General features: G+C 36.2%; 12 protein-coding genes. 9 read left to right on the top strand and 3 right to left on the bottom strand.

The window, feature by feature from the left end; all coding sequences use genetic code 11:
• Positions 1–31: 31 nt before the first annotated feature.
• The 3 genes from MM213_RS01670 (at position 32) to MM213_RS01680 (ending at position 4,988) form a co-directional block, all read left to right on the top strand.
• On the top strand, positions 32–2,395 hold the full coding sequence (locus tag MM213_RS01670; protein WP_241409568.1) for a S9 family peptidase: 2,364 nt from the start codon (positions 32–34) through the stop codon (positions 2,393–2,395).
• A gap of 88 nt (positions 2,396–2,483) precedes the next feature.
• Entirely contained in the window at positions 2,484–4,184 is a 1,701-nt protein-coding gene (gene ggt, locus MM213_RS01675; RefSeq protein WP_241409570.1) for a gamma-glutamyltransferase, read from the top strand.
• A gap of 501 nt (positions 4,185–4,685) precedes the next feature.
• Entirely contained in the window at positions 4,686–4,988 is a 303-nt protein-coding gene (locus MM213_RS01680) for a DUF3784 domain-containing protein (protein WP_241409571.1), read from the top strand.
• Between the two features lie 194 nt (positions 4,989–5,182).
• Here the strand turns inward: MM213_RS01680 and MM213_RS01685 are convergent, their stop codons facing one another.
• A complete protein-coding gene (locus tag MM213_RS01685; protein ID WP_241409572.1) occupies positions 5,183–6,580 on the bottom strand; it encodes an alpha/beta hydrolase family protein in 1,398 nt (465 codons plus the stop codon).
• Between the two features lie 409 nt (positions 6,581–6,989).
• Here MM213_RS01685 and MM213_RS01690 point away from each other — a divergent pair, with 409 nt between their 5' ends.
• Complete coding sequence (locus tag MM213_RS01690; protein WP_241409573.1) at positions 6,990–7,208, top strand: DUF3820 family protein; 219 nt, start codon at positions 6,990–6,992, stop codon at positions 7,206–7,208.
• Between the two features lie 51 nt (positions 7,209–7,259).
• On the opposite strand, the gene MM213_RS01695 is transcribed toward MM213_RS01690, so the two are convergent.
• Positions 7,260–8,444, bottom strand: coding sequence for a S8 family serine peptidase (locus MM213_RS01695; RefSeq protein WP_500790160.1), 1,185 nt, complete (start codon positions 8,442–8,444; stop codon positions 7,260–7,262).
• A gap of 405 nt (positions 8,445–8,849) precedes the next feature.
• Here MM213_RS01695 and MM213_RS01700 point away from each other — a divergent pair, with 405 nt between their 5' ends.
• From MM213_RS01700 to MM213_RS01710, 3 genes are all read left to right on the top strand, one after another.
• Entirely contained in the window at positions 8,850–11,150 is a 2,301-nt protein-coding gene (locus tag MM213_RS01700) for a TonB-dependent receptor (protein WP_241409575.1), read from the top strand.
• A gap of 83 nt (positions 11,151–11,233) precedes the next feature.
• Positions 11,234–12,178: a DUF4625 domain-containing protein gene (locus MM213_RS01705; RefSeq protein ID WP_241409576.1), complete on the top strand. Its 945-nt coding sequence runs from the start codon at positions 11,234–11,236 to the stop codon at positions 12,176–12,178.
• A gap of 84 nt (positions 12,179–12,262) precedes the next feature.
• Positions 12,263–12,709, top strand: a complete 447-nt coding sequence (locus tag MM213_RS01710; RefSeq protein ID WP_241409577.1) for a hypothetical protein — start codon at positions 12,263–12,265, stop codon at positions 12,707–12,709.
• 78 nt (positions 12,710–12,787) lie between these two features.
• Here the strand turns inward: MM213_RS01710 and MM213_RS01715 are convergent, their stop codons facing one another.
• Positions 12,788–13,300: a hypothetical protein gene (locus tag MM213_RS01715; protein WP_241409578.1), complete on the bottom strand. Its 513-nt coding sequence runs from the start codon at positions 13,298–13,300 to the stop codon at positions 12,788–12,790.
• Positions 13,301–13,442: 142 nt separating this feature from the next.
• On the opposite strand from MM213_RS01715, the gene MM213_RS01720 reads away from it, so the two are divergent.
• Together MM213_RS01720 and MM213_RS01725 are read left to right on the top strand one after the other, a co-directional pair.
• The gene (locus MM213_RS01720; RefSeq protein WP_241409579.1) at positions 13,443–15,035 is read left to right on the top strand and encodes an ATP-dependent DNA ligase; all 1,593 of its coding nucleotides are present in this window, start codon (positions 13,443–13,445) and stop codon (positions 15,033–15,035) included.
• Positions 15,025–17,475, top strand: a complete 2,451-nt coding sequence (locus MM213_RS01725; protein WP_241409580.1) for a ligase-associated DNA damage response DEXH box helicase — start codon at positions 15,025–15,027, stop codon at positions 17,473–17,475. The genes MM213_RS01720 and MM213_RS01725 overlap by 11 nt, the downstream gene beginning before the upstream one ends.
• The last annotated feature ends 17 nt before the right edge of the window (positions 17,476–17,492 follow it).

Here is a 17,492-nt window from a genome sequence, read left to right on the forward strand (position 1 = left end):
GAATTATTATTTTTAAAGAAAAAATTAACACATGAGGAAATTATCAATAATTGCTTTCGCATTATTCTATTTTTCATTTCTTGGGTTTGCTCAAGAAAGTTTGACAATAGAAAAAATAATGAAAGACCCCAAGTGGATGGGAAACTTCCCTTCAAATGTAAGATGGGATGAACAAGGAAAACATGTTTTTTTTAATTACAACCCTGATGGGAATCCGTCTGATTCTCTTTACAAAATAGCTATCAACAAGACTGATCAAATAGAAAAGGTGAGTTTGGTTGAACAACGCCAATTCATACCGAATTTTGCAAACAAAAACCAAGATCAAAGCAAAAAACTATTTGTGAGAGATGGCGAAATCATCCTATTTGAAGTTGCTACTGGTAAAAAAACAACACTCTTGAATTGGGGAGATAGGATTGGAACTCCCAAATTTTTAGCCAATGAAAATCGCATTTCCTTTGAATCTGGAGGAAACATGTATGTCATGGATATAGAAAGTGGTAAAATCAACAAAATCACCAATATCAAATCTGGAAACAAACTCATATCAAGAGAAGGCGTTCAAATTAAAGATCGTGAGCTTTGGTTGAAAGAAGATAATCTAGAACTTCTTCAGGTAGTGAAAGAACGAGAAGAGAAAAAAGAACTATCAAAAGCCTACAGAGAAGCTACCACAGAAAAAGAAACTTTTGCTTATTATTTAGGTGATAAATCAGCCACATCACTTCAGTTGAGTCCAGATGAAAAATACGCTACATTCAATTTGGTCACAAGAACTGATGGTAAAAGAACTGTAGTACCTGACTATACCCATGCTTCGGGGTATACTACAGATATCAACACAAGATCAAAGGTTGGCGACGACCCAACGAAAGTTGAGTTGGCACTTTATGATTTGGAAAATGAAAAAGTCACCATCATCGACGTAAGCAAGCTGGAAGGTATACAAGATTTACCTGATTACACCAAAGACTATCCAGAAAAAACATGGGAAGAAAAAGATAGAATTGTTACAATATCATCCCCAATTTTTTCCAATGATGGCAGATTTGCTATTGTAAATATCAGGTCAGCTGATAATAAAGATAGATGGATTGCACAACTTGACTTGAAATCAGGAGATCTAAAAGTTCTCGATAGACAAAGAGACGAAGCCTGGGTGGCTGGCCCAGGTATTGGATCTGCTTTTGGCGGAGGCACGTTAGGTTGGTTACCTGACAATAAGCACATTTATTTCCAATCTGAAGTGAGTGGCTATTCACATCTTTATCTACTAGATGTTACTACTGGCAAGAAAAAAGCACTTACAAGCGGTGATTTTGAGGTTTTCAACCCTTTTATTTCTAAAGATCAAAAGTCTTGGTACTTGACTACATCAGAAATACATCCTGGTGAGAGACATTTCTACAAAATGTCTTTAATGGGTGGCAAGATGGAAAAATTGACAACTATGACAGGAAATAATGATGTCAGTCTTTCCCCAGATGAAAAGCACATTGCAATCCTTTACTCTTACAGCAATAAGCCTTGGGAATTGTATCTCAAACCAAACAATGCTAAGGAAGAAGCCAAGCAGCTAACTTCAGGTCAATCAGAAGAATTCAAATCCTACAATTGGAGAGAGCCAGAATTAGTGAACTTTACTGCTCAAGATGGAGCGTCAGTCCCAGCAAGGTTATACAAACCTACTTCTGAGAAAAGCAATGGCGCAGCAGTAATATTTGTGCATGGAGCCGGTTATTTGCAAAATGTCCATAAATGGTGGTCTAGTTATTTTAGAGAATACATGTTCCATAACCTTCTAACTGATTTGGGATATACAGTTTTGGATATCGACTATAGAGGATCCGCAGGATATGGAAGAGATTGGAGAACGGGAATATATAGACATATGGGGGGCAAAGATCTTTCTGATCATGTCGATGGAGCCAAATATTTGGCTGATAATCATGGAGTAGATCCTGAAAGAGTGGGAATCTATGGTGGAAGCTACGGTGGATTTATCACATTAATGGCTCTTTTCAATGCACCTGAAAGTTTCAAATCCGGGGCAGCCTTGCGCTCGGTTACTGATTGGGCTCATTACAATCATGGCTATACTTCCAATATTTTGAATGAACCATTCAATGACCCTATTGCTTACAAGCGCTCCTCTCCTATTTATTTCGCTGAAGGATTGAAAGGTAATTTATTGATCGCACATGGCATGATCGATACCAATGTTCATTTTCAAGATGTAGTAAGACTTGCACAAAGATTGATCGAGCTTGAAAAAGACAACTGGGAAATGGCAGTTTATCCTGTTGAAGATCATGGATTTGTAGAACCAAGCAGTTGGACAGATGAGTATAAGAGAATTTTAAAGTTATTTAATTCAACATTGTTAAATTAACCTTTATCAAATATGGTTTACAATCGCTATTGGGTGATTGTAAACCATTTTGAACATTTATTTTATTAAAACTAAAATTTTGAAAATTATGAAAACCAAATCATTTTTCGGATTAGTGCTGATTACTTTTTTATGTTTATCAGCCTGTAAAAACGTACCAACCAAAGAAGTGCAGACTGGCTTGATTGCAGAAAAAGCAATGATAGTCTCAGCAAGAAAAGAAGCTTCTGAAATAGGTATTTCCATATTAGAAAAAGGTGGTAATGCATTTGATGCCATGGTTGCGACAGAGCTTTCCTTGGCTATTGCATTTCCTTTTGCTGGGAATTTGGGTGGTGGAGGCTTTATGGTTTATCGACAGCCTGACGGGAGTATCGGATCGATAGATTATAGAGAAAAAGCTCCTTTGGCGGCAACCCGAGATATGTATTTAGACGAAAATGGTGAAGTAATTCCTGGACTGAGTACCACAGGAGCACTTGCAGTGGGTGTTCCTGGTACTGTCGCGGGAGTTTTGGAAGTACATAGGAAATTTGGGTCCTTACCCTTGGAAGAAATATTGGCTCCAGTTATTGCTTTTGCTGAAAAAGGTGCCATTGTAACAGAAAAACAAGCATCTGGACTTCGATACAATAGGAGAATCATAGCTGAAGTTAGTGGTGAAAATTCACTTTTTGCTCAAGAATTCAATGTAAATGATACCATTAAATATCCTGCTTTGGCCGAAACACTCCGAAGAATCTCGAAAAATGGCAGAGATGAATTCTACAAAGGAGAAACCGCTCAAAGATTAGTGAACTTTATTCAGGAAAAAGGCGGAATAATCACAATGGAGGATTTGGCTAGTTATGAAGCACAATGGAGAGATCCTATTGTGTTTGATTATAGAGGTCATAGGCTTATCTCAATGGCACCACCAAGCAGTGGTGGTATTACTATAGCCCAGATAATGGGTATGATTGAAGAATTTGATCTAAAATCAATGGAGCATAATTCTCCTGAATACATACAAGTATTGGTAGAAGCTGAGAGAAGAGCATATGCAGATCGTAATTTTTATTTGGGTGATCCTGATTTTGTAGAAGTTCCATTGGCAAAAATGATGGATAAGAATTACCTGAAAGATAGAATGTCCACTTTCAATAAAGAAAAGGCAACACTTTCTTCAGATGTCTCGCACGGAGATATTCAGTTTCAAGAAAGTGAAGAGACAACCCACTACTCCATTATGGATCAATTTGGGAATGCTTTAGCTATCACCACCACGCTCAATGGTGCTTTTGGTTCAAAATTGTTTTGTGATGACTTGGGTTTTTTTCTTAATAACGAAATGGATGATTTCTCGGCAAAAGCAGGCGTTCCCAATATGTTTGGGTTAATCGGTGCAGAAGCCAACCAAATAGAACCTGGAAAAAGAATGCTCAGCTGCATGTCTCCTACTTTGGTAGAAAAAGACGGGGAAATATTGATGATAGTAGGAACACCAGGAGGATCAACTATTATGACTTCAGTAGTACAGACTATCCTAAATGTCCTTGAATTTGACATGAGTATGCAAGAAGCAGTTAATGCACCTAGATTCCATCATCAATGGCTCCCTGATGAAATCAGATTTGAGAAAGATGTATTTACAACAGAAACTTTGGAAGCATTGAAATCAAAAGGATATTTGATCAATGAATCCCCATCTCCAATTATTGGTAAAGTAGATGCGATTTTGGTTATGAAAGATAGGAAACTAGAAGGAGGAGCAGATCCAAGGGGTGATGATACAGCCGTGGGTTACTGATAGGTTAGAGAGAATTACCAAATGCAAAATTTAAAATGGATCAAAAGAGATCCATTTTAAATTTTCATACACCTTCCTTTAAGGAGTAATCCAAGTAGGATCAATATTTTTTACCCACTGACTTATTTCTAATTAATTTTTACAAGATTCCTCTTAGAATCGACATTTGTTAGCCCCATTTTAGCTAAGATTTTGAAAATCTAAATTTTATTTTTTTTCATTGTCATTTTGAATGGCCTATAGGTGATTTTGAATACTCTTAAGCAAGTTTGCCCTCAAAAAAGCCTGCAATGGCAGTAGCAAGATCAGCGTTCAATTTGGTTTATTTCCATTAGGAATTCTGAAGCTGACATGACTGACAATGTTATAAAAAGGCTTTCAGATATCGAAATTTACATATATATTGAACCTTAATTTTTAGTGATACAGATACAGGTTTTGATGAGAATTGTAACAAACATGGTCATCTTTAAAATATTTGACAGATAAAAAGAAAAAATCATGGATGCATTGATGGCAGGAGTTCTTTATTTAATCATTGGTTTTGTGGTACGAGTTTATCCTGATATTCTCGCTGGTTATAACAGTTTATCCCAAAGGGATCAAGAAAGAGCTACGAATAATGGATTGCCGCTTTTTGCTTTTGTTCTATTCTGTATAATGGGAGTTTGCTGCATTATCTCTTATCCAGCATCTATCTGGCTTGAAATGCCCAATTTGACTACGGTAGTTCCGATATTTGTAACCTTGCTTGGTGTAGTGATATTTATCATATTTGGAAATTTATTAGCAAATCGTAGATAATTCCATAGAACCAAGGAAAAACTAGAATAGCATTTTTTAAAGTTCTAAATAAGATTGATTTGAACCATTCTTGTTCATTTTCATCTTCAATATATCTTACAAGACTTTTTAATTAATTCATACTTTTAACACTATTTTTTGGAATTAAAACCAATCCAACAATTTCCCTTTACGTATTTAGCGGCTAAATCCTATTACTGCTTTTTAATAAATTCGAGAATATCAGAGAGTACTTTTTCATTGAAACTCTCTTCTATGGTCCCATATTCATTAGTACCCCCTGTTTTGGCGGTTTGGAATAAATGATTCAAATTGTCATATACTTTTAGCGTGAGTAAATCAGATTTCCCTTCAAACAACTCTATCAATCTATTTCCATTCTGACTCGCTACAACTTGCAAATCCTTTGAACCAAAACCTGCAAAAACTGGTACATCAATTTCTTTGATATAGTTTTCGGGATTTATTTTCAAAAAATAAATCATTGAAGGAGTCAACTGATGTTCATATGCTTCCTGAGATTTAATGATTGCATTCGGCCATTGACTTTCAGGTATATTCAGTTCCTTCAGTGATGCTTCAAAAATTGGTTTCAGTGCAGCTTTCCACTCTTCATCTGATTTACTGTCAATTACTGCCTGATAAATTTTTCTGTTTTTATTTGTCTCTGATTTTACTAATAACTCCGGTGCTCCAGAGACTTTTACAAGTTCTTCTGTCTGTTTAGTCATCAAATCCTTGATAGGGACTACAGGACCTGCCAAAGAAACCAAAAAGGATAAATCATGGCCTTCCGAGCCAAGAATCCAAGTAATCAAGCCACCTTCACTATGTCCTACAACTCCTATTTTCTCCAAATTTACTGAAGGATGTTTTTTCAAAAATTCAATCCCTGAAACCACATCATTCTTTAAGTCTTCTATGTTAGCGGTAGAAAAATCCCCATTAGATTCCCCCACTCCTCTTTCATCATATCTCAATACAACTATGCCGTTTTTTGTCAAGTAATCTGCCATTACCCAAAAAGGTTTATGCCCAACCATTTCATGATCTCTATTGTGAGGCCCAGAACCAGTCACTAAGATGACTGCTGGAAATTCCCCTTCACCTTTGGGCTTTGTCAGTGTTCCTGCTAGTTTTATGTTATCAGAAGAATTCTCAAAACCAACCTCGACAACATCATAATCAAATGGTCCAACGGGTAATTGAGGTCTTTTTGGCCCTAATTCTTCCAGTTCCCCAGAAGTCACTCTTTTTAGATCAAGTGGAAATTTCATCCCTCCTTGCGAAAAATTCCCTTTGATTTCATCTCCTTGCATAACTCCCTCGTAAGAAGCGTTCATCACACTCATTTCAAAGCTTACCATAAGTTGGTTTGCAAGAACTTTTTTCATCGGAATTCCCATAGCTCCTTGGTTTGGGCTATCCATTGTACCTATCCACTCTCCATCTACTTCTTCAAAGTGCGTGATCAGCGGAATGGTTTGTCCCATTACTTTCAAATCACCTTTCCAACTTCCCGCAATATCTTGCGAAAAACTATTGAAGTTTATAAAAATTAGCAAACCCAAAATGCAGAATAGATATTTCATGATAGTGTAAATTTTATTTTTCGGATGTAATATAAAAAATTTGATTATCCTTAATGACACCATTAGTTGAATATCGCAAAAAAAAACATATGGATAATCTTTATTAATTAATAGTCAATCAGTTAATTAAACATATATTGACTTAAGTTATAGCAAATTGTTTGGGTAAAGGTAAGAAAGCGAGTCAATAGTTATAATTTTTGAATCTATTCTAATTTTGAGGTTTGAGATTTTTGGACATCGATTAATTCCCAAAGTTATGCTTGTGTCGAGTTTCTTTCCTTCGGATTTTTGGGCTTTGTCACCTAAAACTAATAGGTTATATTGCAGTTCACTATATTTTTTAGAGTAATTCCTTAAATGTTCAATTGCAAATAGCCATTTGAAAAAGTTATACTAATTTTACCCTATGGATAAAGAAATTTTGATGGATTTGGTAACTAAAAAGATGCCTTTTGGAAAGTACAAAGGAAAATTACTATGCGATATCCCTGAGCACTATTTGGTTTGGATGCATGGAAAGGGTTTTCCAGAAGGAAAATTGGGGATGTGGCTTCATACCCTTTACGAAATCAGACTGAATGGTTTAGAGGATATTTTGTATCAATTGAAAAGAATATCAAAATAAAAGTCTGACCAGTTTTGATCAGACTTTTGAATAAATCATTTTTTAAAGCTTTTACCTTGTGATGATCGGATCAGGATTTCCATCAGGATCACCAATCACAAAACCATCGGTATTTGGATTTCCCCACATCAAAACTCCAGCAGCATGAGGAGCGGCCATAGAAGTGCCACTTATAGATCTATAACCACTACTAATCCATGTAGAATTGATACTCACACCAGGGGCACAATAATCAATAGGTGGATTTCCAAAGTTTGAAAATGAAGCCCAAGAGTCCGAACTGTTCATAGCCGATATTGTGTAAATATTTGCTCCATTCACTCTAGCTGGTGAAAAATTGTTCGAGTCTGCTCCTGAGTTTCCTGCGGCTATTACAAATTTGATCCCTTTGTTCGAGGCTGATATCACCGCATTATCAAGAGCTGTAGAAGCCCCACCTCCTAAGCTCATGTTTGCAACGTCACCACTATTTGCATTTGCAGAAACAAAGTCAACACCAGCTATAACTCCAGCGTTAGACCCTGAACCTCTTGAGTCTAAAACCTTAATTGGAACTACAATTGCTCCTGCAGCTACACCCACCACTCCTATATTGTTGTCGATTGCGCCTATAGTTCCAGCTACATGAGTACCATGTCCATTTTTGTCATCAAAACCAGCATCCTTTCCCTTTGTAAATGCAGAAAAACCAATCGTTTGATCAACATTTAGGTCTGGATGATTCAATTGAATACCTGTATCGATCACCCAAGCTTTTTTCGTACCAGTGTAAGTTTGACCACCACCAACTCTTGAAATCCCATATGGTATTGTTTGGGAAGGTGAAGTACTTCCTCCTCCGCCTCCTGGCCTACCTTGTCCTATTGTTATAATTTGATCTGGTTCAATAAATGCAACTTGAGGATCTTTTGATAAGGTAGATAATTCTGAATCAGTCAATTTTACAGCAAAACCATCTATCGCAGAGCCATATGACATTTCTAACTTATTAATTGAAATTCTATGTTTTGATAAAATACTTTCTGCATTCTTCCTTGCAAGAGCATTGACATCAGCATATGAGCCATCTTTTCTAAAAGTGATGCTACTTGGATTCAAGACTACTATATAGCTGCCAGGAATAATTTTTCCTCTATCTTCTAAAGAGGCCAATTCCAAATCACTATTTAAATTAGGCTCCTCTATTGTCTCCTGACAAGATGAAGCAACTAAACCAAAGAAAAATGCCGCAATCATGACATTCCTACCATTAAATTTGTACCAGTTTTTTCTCATAATCAAATAGGGTTTTAATTTTTTTCTTCAATTTAAATATTCCATTAACAAAAACAAACATTACTGAAATTCATATGACTAATATATAATTTTGCGTACATATATTAAAGAAGAATATAAAACTATTAATATACGAAATTATAAAATTCAAATATTTCTATATTCTCAAATGAATTATGTCAGGAATTCGACTGTTTAAACATAATATTTAATTTTATGCAACTTTGTTTCATTTGATTAGTGTTTGATTGATATTACTCTTAATTTTGCATTTTACTTCAATTTCCCTTGCATTACGTAAAATACCAATCATACTTAATTATAATCCTAATTCTATTTGTTGGACATCATACAAATGGTCAAATATTGGATTTCAAACTCTCAGGCCGCATAATTGATGAGTCTGGCGAGGGTTTAATGGCATCGATTTTTATACATGAATTGGGAAAAGGAACTGCAGCTGACATTGATGGAAATTATGAAATCGACAAGCTAAGGCCTGGCAACTACCACCTTCACATTACTCATATAGGTTACAAGTCCCAAAGCAAGACTCTTTTAATTAAGGATGCTGATGTGGAATTTTCAACCGAAATGATCGCCTCAGCTATTCAATTAGAAAGTCTAACCATAGAAGCTAATCCATTCAAAAATGGACCCCTGGAACAATCACAAACAATTTTGGTGATCGATAGGGATTATATTGAGAAAAACAATGCTGGGACATTCGCAAATACGATTGAAAAACTCCCAGGAATCAGCACAATCAATACAGGTGTTGGAATATCAAAGCCTGTGATTAGAGGTATGAGTTTCAACAGGATTTTGATCAATGATAGAGGAATCAAACAAGAAGGACAGCAATGGGGAACTGATCATGGTTTGGAAATTGACCCTTTTGATGTAGATCGAGTAGAGATCATCAAAGGCCCAGCATCTTTGATGTATGGCTCGGACGGGATGGCTGGTGTAATCAATATCTCACCTCCTGCATTCAAACAGAATGGTGAAATTGAGGCTAGCATTAACAGTATGTATAGAAGCAACAATGACATGATCTCAAATTCCGCATCTTTTGCAGGAAATGAAAGTGATTTTGTCTTCAGCGGCAGGTTTACAATGCAAGACTTTGCCGACTACAGAGTACCCGCTGAGAATTTTAATTATGCTGGTTTTATACTGCCCATTTTTGAAAACAGACTAAAAAATACTGCTGGTTCAGAGAGGCATTTTTCTGCAATGGCTGGAGTAAAAAAACAATGGGGTTACTCCACAGTAACTGTAAGCAGGTTTCAACAAAAAGCCGGATTGTTTGTAGGTGCAGTAGGGGTGCCAAGATCCTACAACCTTAGACCAGACGGAAACTCAAGAAATATTGACATTCCAAGGCAAGAAAGTTCGCATTTGAAGGTAATCTGGAATAATAGCATTATGCTGGATGACAGATGGCTTGAGTTGGATTTTGGTTATCAAAAGAATATCAGAGAAGAATATTCACTACCGCATTCACAAGAAGTAGCACCTGATAACCCATTTGGCAACTTGGCACTTTCCTTGAATTTGGATGTTTTTACCGCCAACGCAAGAATAAGTCAACAAAAAAATGATAAAGGACAAGCTATCCTTGGCTTCAACACGCAGTTTTCCAGAAATCAGCATAGTGGATTTGAATTTCTATTGCCAAACTATGAATCTATTCAAGGAGGGCTTTTCTACTTTAGGGAAATCAAATTTTCCCCAAACCTAATTTTCAATACCGGCGCAAGAATCGATGGAGCATATCATGATATTCAAGAACATTTACAACCAATTTACCGAAATTCCAGGCCAACAGGTGAAATAGATCAGCGAAATCCAGATATTCAAAAATCATTTGTAAACTGGAGTGCTTCATCTGGTTTATCATGGGTTTTTAAAGAAAACTACAATTTAAAAATCAATCTTGGTTCTGCTTTCAGGATTCCAACTCCTATTGTACTCTCCTCAAATGGTGTCCATCATGGCAACTTCCGACACGAAATTGGCAATCCTGAGCTTGAAAGCGAAAGAAGCTATCAAGCTGACCTTAATTTTGCTTTCTCAAATAGAAAAGTCTCTATTAACCTTAGTCCTTTTGTTGGATATTTTGATGGCTACATTTACCTGGCTCCTTCTGCTAGGTTTTCTACCTTACCAGGATCAAGTATTCTTTGGGAATACAGACAAAATGATGCGATTTTTCTTGGTGGTGAATTGAGTGCTGATATAAACATTGTAAAAGACCTTTCATTAAATATAGGCTCTGAATATGTCTATAATCAAAATTTAGATACAAGCTTGCCTCTTCCATTGACACCTCCGTTTAGTACATTTGCAGCAATAGAATATCGCCTACCTTTAGATTCGAAATTCATTTATAACATGAGAATCTTTGTAGATGGAAGATTGGCAGCAGATCAAAATCGAGTTGATAGAAATGAAAGAACAACAGCTGGATACAAACTTTTAGGAGCTGGCTTGAGCTGGGAAATGAAATTGAAAAGTCAAAAACTTCAATTTCAAGTAGCAGGTCAGAATTTGACAAATGAATTCTACTTAAACCACTTAAGTAGATACAGACTTTTGAATCTTCCTGAACAAGGAAGAAATGTTACTGTAAACTTGAAAATCCCTATTTCCATAAGATAAATACAGTAAACTCTTTTTATTGCAACCTTATTGCATTATATTTGCAACATAATTGCATACGAGTTTATAACAAACATACCACAATGAAAAAATTACCAATTTTATTATCATTCAGCTTACTTGCATTGAGCTTTTCATGTACAGATGATCAAGATCCTAGCGTTACTGATCTTGACGCCCCAGTAATCGGATTTGCAGAAGGAAGAGATAGCTTCAGACCTATGGCAAACGAAGTACGTGCTGCTACTACTGACCACATGCATATCAGATTTAGTGTTACTGATGAATCAGGCATCGGACAAGTATTAGTTGATATACACAATACATTTGATGGCCATACTCATGGAAGACTTTCAAATACTTTTGAGAAATTAAGTGTAAAAGATATCTACAGTGCCAATGCAGAGAATCCAATATTTAGATTCCCAGTAGGTGCCAAAACATTGAATGTTGATAATTCTTCAACTGATATTTATTGGGCAGGTCCTACTTCAAGGGTTGAAGGAAATGTATTGGCAGGACCTTATGACATAATTATATCTGCTGTTGATATTCATGGAAACCAAACAGGTTTTGCAGATGAAAGCAATTATATTACAACCTTCTTTATCGAAAGAGCTTATGCGCCTGTGACAGAAGTGACAAACTTACATGATGGAGAAATAGAAGGAGAAGCTGGTGAAGCTTTAGCTGTAGAAGGATCTATTAGCAAAGGAAATCATGAGTTGAGCTCAGAAATCAAGTTCGTTTGGATCAGATTAGTAGAAGAAGATGATCATCAAGGACATAACCATGGAAGAATCAAGGATGGTGAATTTTATGAAAAAATGTGGGGTAAATCTACATGGAGACAAGGATTAGAGGGAGAAGACTTACCTAATAACACTTCCTTAAACTTATCAGAAATTCTTTCGGGTGAAAATGCTATCATACTTCCTGCTGGAGAAGATCACCTAGAATTGATTATCTGGGTAGAAGATGTCCAAGGGAATGTTACGCAAAAGACTTATGAAGTTCACATAGATTAATATAATTTATGCTTTATATTTAGAGGAAAATCCATTCGGTTTTCCTCTTTTTCGTTTCCAGAAAAAATCAAATCAACCAAAATAATGAACACTATCTTCAAAACAATCAACATCCTAATTTTCTCTGCAGTTATCTTCTTTGCATGTAACAGCAAATCAAGCCACGATCACAATCATGAAGTGGTAGAAGATGAAAATCTAATTGAAGCAAATAGATTTCACCAAGCTTCCCTAGATCTCAGAGAGGAGTTGTTAGCTGTTGAAAAACAACTCAAGGAAGCAAATATCGAATACTCTGAATTGAAGGAAGAACTTAAAATCTGGGATAAGGATATTATTGAAGTTCCAGGATTCGAGCATTCTCATGATGATGAAGTCCAAAGAAAATATCATGTTCACAATCCCATGAAAGAATTTTCAAATGAAGAGCATAAAGCATATCAGCAAGTAATGCATAGTGAAATTCTCGATCTACACGAAAGGTTTACTAGAAAATTGGTTCCAGAAGTAATGGAAGATTCTAATTCTTGATAAAAAAGCATACTTGATTATCAACAGGCGTATTTAGAATTGTATCTCAATTCACTTGTTGATAATCAAGGTTTTTTTTTAATATGCAGGTGTGCAAATTGCCATTTCTTGCAAGTTGAAGGCAGCTGATGAATTATCATTCTGACCAATGTTCCCAGCTGATAGTATTACAGCATAATCAGGGCCACTTTCTGCAAGATGAATTTTTACATGGCCATCAAAACTTTTAAAATCTTCAAAAGTCAAAGTGTTGCTATTTGATAATGTTCCAAGGACTGTCGTACTTTTTAAGTCACGGATATCTACCGGGTTTAACATAAATGCGATTGGTGAATCTGGATTATCATACTGTCCAAAATGCAAATGCGCTGGAAAAAAATATGGGTCCGATTCTTTTTTCCCTTCCAGGATTACAGTCAACTCTAGCTGGCCTGAAGTCAACTCTCGTACAGTTAATTTTCCTTCATAATCAAAATCAGAACTTTGATAAAGGTTATATTCTATGGAATTGGTTGTATATTTCTCTTCTTTATCATCGCTGCAGGCAAAAAAGAATGGAATGGTCAACAATAGAAGGATTAACTTTTTCATGGTAAATGCTGTTTGTAATTCAATAACGGAATTAATTTTAAAATAGTTAATTCATAATCTAAATTTAAAGAATAATTATCAATCAATACGTGAATAAAGTCACAGAATGATGTAATTCCCTAATTATTTCACAACAAAATCCATGAAGCTTTTTACCTCCTTATATTCCAAGCTAGATCAAAGCAACAAAACCTCTGACAAATTGAAGGCTTTAGAAAGCTATTTGGATCAAGCTTCAGATGAGGATAAACTTTGGACGCTCGCATTATTTACTCACAAAAAACCCAAAAGAGCCATCAACACAAAGCAATTAAGAACTTGGTGTCTTGAGATTGCCAAAATCCCCGAATGGCTATTTGAAGAATCTTATCAAACAGTTGGGGATTTGGCGGAAACTATAGCCTTACTCCTACCCAATCCAACTGCTACTTCAGACTTTAGCTTAACTTATTGGATTGAGTTTTTGAAATCACTTCATGAAATGGATGATATGGAAAAGAAATCCAATTTACTGGCTGCATGGTCATCTTTGGATTCCCAAGAGCGTTTTGTTTTCAATAAAATTATAACTGGAGGATTCAGAGTTGGAGTAAGTCAAAATCTAATTACCCAAGCCGTAGCAAATGTTTTTGAAATGGAAAAAACAGAAGTGGCACATAGGTTAATGGGAAATTGGACACCCGAAAACACCAGTTTTCAGGAATTGATATTGTCAAAAAATTTCTCAGATGATCTTTCGAGGCCATATCCCTTTTACTTGGCTTATCCAATAGAAGGTGAAGCTTCGGATTTGGGTGATGTAAATGATTGGCAGATTGAATGGAAATGGGACGGGATCCGTGGCCAAATTATTCAAAGAGAAAATGAGGTATTCATTTGGTCAAGAGGTGAAGAATTGGTGACTGATAAATTCCCTGAGCTATTGACCATAAGTCAAAGACTACCGAAAGGAACTGTTTTGGATGGAGAGATTATTGCAATGCAAGCAGGTTCTCCTCTTCCATTTTCTTTGTTGCAAACCAGAATTGGAAGAAAAACAATAGGAAAAAAATTGCTTTTGGATGCACCTGTTGGATTTATAGCCTATGACTTGTTGGAAATGGATGGAAAAGACATCAGAGATCAACCAATCGGTATAAGGCGAAAGAAGCTGGAACAGATCATAGCAAATCTACACGAAGAAAACTTTAAGATTTCTCCACTTGTAAATACTGAGACATGGGAAGGGTTGTCTTTGCTTCATCAGGAATCCAGAAAAATGCTTGCAGAAGGGTTTATGCTAAAACATAAAAACTCACAATATGAAGTTGGGAGAAAAAAAGGAAATTGGTGGAAGTGGAAAATTGCTCCATTGACAATAGATGGAGTAGTTTTGTATGCACAAAAGGGTCATGGCCGTAGAGCTGATTTATATTCTGACTACACCCTCGCTGTTTGGGAAAATGAAAAACTGATACCCTTTGCAAAAGCATATTCTGGTCTTACTGATGCTGAAATGAAAGAAGTAGATCAGTATATCAAAAAGAATACATTGGAAAGATTTGGACCAGTTCGGACAGTAAAACCAGGTCTGGTTTTTGAAATTGCATTTGAGGGAATACAAGAAAGTCCAAGACACAAATCTGGAATAGCATTAAGGTTTCCTAGGATTCAGAGATGGAGAAAAGACAAGCCAATAGCAGAAGCCAATACTTTAGAAGACTTAAAAGCATTACTTTCGCTCTATGGTGGATAAGAGATTCGTTCAGGCAAATAAGTATTTTAAATCTAAAGGCTGGAAACCTTTCCCTTTTCAGGAAGAAACTTGGAAAGATTATTTGGATGGGAAATCCGGCTTGCTCAATGCACCTACTGGTAGTGGAAAGACATTTGCACTATGGATGCCTGTGATTTTGGAATACATCAATCAAAATCCATCAACATGGCAAAAACCTCAAAAAAACGGACTTCAAATAATATGGGTTACTCCATTGCGCGCTTTGGCACAGGATATTGCCCTTGCCATGCAAGAAGTATGTGATCAGCTAGGCTTACCTTGGCGTGTAGAAGTTCGAAATGGAGATACAACTGACAAGCAGAAACAGGCACAAAAAAGAAATCCACCTGAATGCCTTGTCACTACTCCAGAAACCCTTCACATATTATTGGCTCAAAAAGACAACTCAAAGCTTTTCCAAAACCTAAAGACAATTATAATTGATGAATGGCACGAATTGTTGGGCAACAAGAGGGGCGTTCAAGTACAATTAGCATTGGCTTTTATCAAAAGTAGATTAAATGATTCTCTCAAAATATGGGGGATTTCTGCAACAATCGGGAATTTGGAAGAAGCTTGCAAGATCCTATTGGGAAAAGAAGCTGAAACTCACATTGTAAAAGCTGAAATAGATAAAAAAATAGATATAAAAACAGTCTATCCAGATGAACTGGAAAAATACCCTTGGTCAGGACATTTGGGCATACAACTTATTGATAAAGTCATCCAGATAATTGAAGATAAAAGTTCTGTGCTATTATTTACAAATACGAGGGCTCAAACAGAAATTTGGTATCAAAAGATCATGGAAAAGCGCCCAGATTGGGCGGGATGGGTTGCTATCCATCATGGATCACTGGATCAGGCAGTAAGAACGTGGGTTGAAGAATCACTCCATTTGGGCAAATTAAAGCTAGTCGTCTGTACATCAAGTTTGGATCTTGGGGTTGATTTTAGGCCTGTAGAATCGGTGATCCAGATTGGAAGTCCAAAAGGTGTGGCGCGATTTGTCCAAAGGGCAGGTCGGGCAGGACATCGACCTGGTGTCGCAAGCGAAATATATTTCGTCCCTACCAATTCTTTAGAACTTGTAGAAGCTGCTGCCTTGCGACAAGCAGTGGCGACAGGTGAAATGGAAAGTATCCCCTGCCCTATTTTGACCTATGATGTATTGATTCAGTTTTTGGTAACATTGGCTGTTGGTGAAGGTTTTTTTCCAAAAAATCTCCTTGAGATCATAAAAAACACTTTTTCTTTTTCAACAATCACAGAAAGTGAATTTCAGTGGGTCCTTGCTTTTATTACCCAAGGAGGAGAAAGTTTGCAGAGCTATGAAGAGTTTTCCAAAGTGGAAATCCAAGAGAATGGATTTTACAAAGTAACGGATAGAAAAACCGCTATGAGACATAGGCTTTCGATGGGAACCATCGTTTCTGACCCTATGCTCAAAGTCAAATTAAGGAATGGAGCATTCTTGGGAATGATTGAAGAATACTTCATATCTAAGTTAAAGCCAGGTGATAGGTTCTTTTTCTCAGGAAGAAGTTTGGAGTTTTTGAAAATCAAAGATCAATTAGTACAGGTTCAGCTTTCTACAAAGAAGACCAAAAATATTCCTGCATATATGGGAGGAAGGATTTCCCTAACTTCAAAACTTGCTGGAAAGATCAGAGCTATATTGGAAGATGCCTCTAATGGGATTTTGGCAACAGAAGAAATTGAATTTATTGCTCCATTGCTAGATTTACAACAAAAGCTATCGTTGATTCCAGATGACAATACATTTTTGATCGAAAAAAACATCTCCAAAGAGGGTTATCATGTTTATTTCTATCCATTCGAAGGAAGAATGGTACATGAGATTCTTGGTGCTTTGGTAGCATATAGGATCAGTGTGAGCTATCCGATTACCTTCAGCATTGCGATGAATGATTATGGATTTGAACTGCTTTCTGACAGTGATATACCTATCGAGGATATACTTGAAGAGGATTTATTTACAGAAAAAGGATTACTGGATGACATCATTTCTTGTATCAATGAAAGCGAAATGGCAAAACGGAAATTCAGGGATATTGCAACTATTTCAGGCTTGGTTTTTCAAGGTTTCCCAGGAAAACCTATGAAATTCAAGCATCTTCAGTCTAATTCATCCATACTTTATGGTGTCTTTGAAGAGTACGATTCCGAAAATCTTTTGTTGAAACAGGCGCAAAGGGAAGTTTTGGATATGCAGATGGAAAAATTTAAAATTCTAAATATTATTCAAAAAATCAATCATCAGCATATCATTGTTAAAAAACCAGGCCAATTCACTCCTTTTTCTTTTCCAATCATGGTAGATAGATTGAGGGCTACTTTATCATCCGAGAATTTGGAAGATAGAATAGCGAAAATGAAAGCTAACTTAATTAACTGAAAAATATTCTAAGCATA

Source organism: Belliella alkalica (assembly GCF_022549785.1).
Lineage (GTDB): Bacteria > Bacteroidota > Bacteroidia > Cytophagales > Cyclobacteriaceae > Belliella > Belliella alkalica.